The sequence below is a fragment of the Halalkalibacterium halodurans genome (assembly GCF_004376175.1).
Taxonomy (GTDB): domain Bacteria; phylum Bacillota; class Bacilli; order Bacillales; family Bacillaceae_D; genus Halalkalibacterium; species Halalkalibacterium halodurans.
In genome coordinates this window covers 1-1,611 of sequence record NZ_SNUY01000115.1, presented here as the reverse complement: position 1 = coordinate 1,611, position 1,611 = coordinate 1, and the positions used below count along the sequence as shown (strand labels likewise).

At 47.1% G+C, this 1,611-nt stretch carries 1 protein-coding gene; it reads right to left on the bottom strand.

All coding sequences use genetic code 11. From position 1 onward, the window contains the following. Window positions 1-305: 305 nt before the first annotated feature. The gene (locus E2L07_RS20020; protein ID WP_053430222.1) at window positions 306-1,589 is read right to left on the bottom strand and encodes an IS110 family RNA-guided transposase; all 1,284 of its coding nucleotides are present in this window, start codon (window positions 1,587-1,589) and stop codon (window positions 306-308) included. Window positions 1,590-1,611 lie beyond the last annotated feature (22 nt).

Here is a 1,611-nt window from a genome sequence, read left to right as displayed (position 1 = left end):
ACTTGCATTTCATGCATTTGTTGGAAATATGAATGCCATCCTGGTAGAGATCATGCTTTCTCGCTTTAAAAATATGATCGCACCAGTGGATCTCCACATTTCTCTGGGGGTTACCCTCCCATTTCTCTCAGGGTCTTTGCCCGCACATTCCTTCGTCCAACCTAACCAGAGGTGGAGGCCTGTAAAAGCTCCTTTGCAGGGTCTATGCCCGAATGGTGAAATTAATCAACAGGCTTCTCCGTGCTTCGCTTTTCAAGGATCTGCACACCTAGATATTTAAAGATATTTGTGTTTCTTCAACATGACTAAGCAGCATTCTGTATTTGTTGCAAGCGGATGTGTCCGAGACATTTTTCTCCATTGTAAGACACACGCTTGTGTCCTAAGCTAAATAACACGCGAATCAACTTACAGCACAACGCGATCATGGATTGTTGTTTTTTCAACGGATTCTCGGAGCGTGTCGTTAAGTACTCATGCATTTGCTTGAACTCCCGATTCTTCGCCACCATGGGGCGTATCGCTGCATACAACAGGGATCTCAGTTTGGGGCGTCCCCGCTTGGTAATGCGGGTTTGACCTCTGAACTTGCCTGAGGTATTTTCTCGCAGATTGAATCCTGCCAGTTTTTGAACCTGTCGTGGGTGCGTGTAGTTGGACAGATCGCCAACCTCAGCCAGGAAGCCAGCCACTGTCACTAGTCCCACGCCTGGAATACTCATCATGTAGGGCACAGCTGGAATCTGCTCTAGTAATGCTTCTACATCTTGCATGAGCTGTTCCATTTGTCCACACAAACACTGGTATTGTTCCATCAAGCTTTGGAGTTCTTGCCTAGCCATTGACAGACCTTCCGTAAGACCAACAGAACGCTTGGCGGCCGCCACAAGCGCATTGGCTCGCTTGATCCCTATGGCTCGTTTCACTTCTTGCTTCCAGTGTCTTAGGATCTTTTCCGCACCCAGATTGATGATTTCTTGCGGGAGAGGAAACGCCTCTAGCGTCATCAGTGCAGCCTTTCCTTCCCAAATCTTAAACACCTCATGAAATTCAGGGAAAAAGCGATCCAGCCAGTTGAGAATACGCCCCCGAACGCGTTGTAAGTCTTCTTGTAGACGGTCTCGCAGGTTCATCCCATTACGTAATTCAGCATATATGCCAGTGGGGACTTGGGGTTCAGAGTACCGTCCGTCTTTGACCAATTGAGCGATGACTCGGGCATCCTTTACATCATTTTTGGTGGGCGAATTGTCATCTAATTCCTTGCTCTTCTTCACATGCATCGGATTGACGACAACATACTTAATCCCTTCATGGCGCAGAAACTGGGCAAATGCCATCCAGTAATGCCCTGTGGGCTCAAAACCTACAATGACATCCGGTTTGGCATGTTCTCGCATGAGGCTCTTCATCCACAAACGAAATCGTTGAAATCCGGCTCTGCTGTTTTCAATGTTCATTGGCTTGCCAAATTCAATTCCTCTGGCATCTTGAGCTCTAGCCACATGGTTCTCCTTGGCGATATCCACGCCAATAACGAGTGTTGATTCGGTGATTTGCTTGATTTTGTGATTTTGGTTATACTTCATCTTGAGTCCTCCTTCGTACTAA

Excerpts from the sequence above, each read along its gene's own strand:
- E2L07_RS20020 (WP_053430222.1), bottom strand. The coding sequence starts at position 1,589 with ATGAAGTATAACCAAAATCACAAAATCAAGCAAATCACCGAATCAACA.